The 1100-nt window shown below is 61.3% G+C and carries 1 protein-coding gene; it reads right to left on the bottom strand.

Annotated elements, in window-relative coordinates; all coding sequences use genetic code 11:
* Positions 1–1050, bottom strand: a protein-coding gene (locus tag MRBLST15_RS07585; protein WP_367785611.1) for an IS3 family transposase whose coding sequence is annotated in 2 segments (ribosomal slippage) — positions 1–774 and positions 774–1050 — 1051 coding nt annotated over the 2 segments. Because the reading frame shifts where the segments join, the coding sequence is not laid out codon by codon here. This gene is flagged as partial in the annotation.
* Between the last annotated feature and the right edge of the window lie 50 nt (positions 1051–1100).

The following is a 1100-nucleotide window of genomic DNA, read 5'->3' as shown; positions in this document are numbered from 1 at the left end:
GCGCTCTTTTGGGCCTTTCTTCGTTGTAGTCGCGCCGCCAGCTTTCGATGCTGGTACGGGCATGAAGCAATGTCGGGAACCAGTGCTCGTTGAGGCATTCATCGCGTAAACGCCCGTTGAAAGACTCGACGTAAGCATTCTGGTTCGGCTTGCCCGGTTCGATCAGACGCAGGGCAACTTCCTTTTCGTGAGCCCAGGCCACCATCGCCTTACCGCAAAACTCCTTGCCGTTGTCTGTCCTGATCACTCGTGGCAAGCCGCGCTGCATGGCCAGCCTGTCCAGCACCCTGGACACGCCTTGCCCGGAAATTGCCCGCTCCACTTCGATGGCCACAGCCTCGTGGGTGGCGTCGTCGACGATGGTCAGGCACTTGATCACCCGGCCTTCCGCGGTGCGGTCGAACACGAAGTCCATCGACCACACCTCATTGGCAGCGGACGGCCGCAGGAGGGGCTGGCGCTCGCCTATCGGCACCTTCTTACGCTTTCTGCGACGCACCTGCAGGCCCGCTTCCTGATACAGGCGCTCCACTCGCTTGTAGTTCACGACAAGCCCTTTCTGCCGCAGTTTCAAATGGATCATGCCCACCCCGTAGCGTCTGTGCCGATGCGCCAGCGCAGCGATCTGCTCGCGCAGCTCAACGTTGCGGTCGGCCCGAGGCTCATAGCGCAGCGCGCTAGCGCTCATCCGCACCACCGTCAGCGCTCGCCGCTCGCTCAATCCCTTCTCGACCATGCTCCGCACCAGCAGCCTGCGCGCCGGTGCGGTCACCACTTTTTTCGCAACGCATCCTTGATGACGTCGTTCTCGAAGACCTGTTCTGCCAGTAGCTTCTTCAGGCGTGTGTTCTCCGCCTCCAGGTCCTTGAGCCGCTTGGCGTCGGGCACGCTCATGCCGCCGAACTTGCTGCGCCACAGGTAGTACGAGGCCTCGCTAAAGCCATGCTGGCGGCAGAGGTCCTTGATGGGCATGCCGGCCTCAGCTTCGCGTAGGAAGCCGATGATCTGCTCTTCGGAAAAGCGCTTCTTCACGTCCAATCTCCTTCTCATTGAGGATTGGACTCCAAACCGCTTCGCTACTCAATCTCGGGGGGACGTCG

The sequence above is a fragment of the Stenotrophomonas sp. LST15-1-1.1 genome (assembly GCF_040815575.1).
Lineage (GTDB): Bacteria > Pseudomonadota > Gammaproteobacteria > Xanthomonadales > Xanthomonadaceae > Stenotrophomonas > Stenotrophomonas lactitubi_B.
The sequence above is the reverse complement of the archived record's forward strand: the minus strand, read 5'-3'. Positions and strand labels throughout refer to the sequence as shown.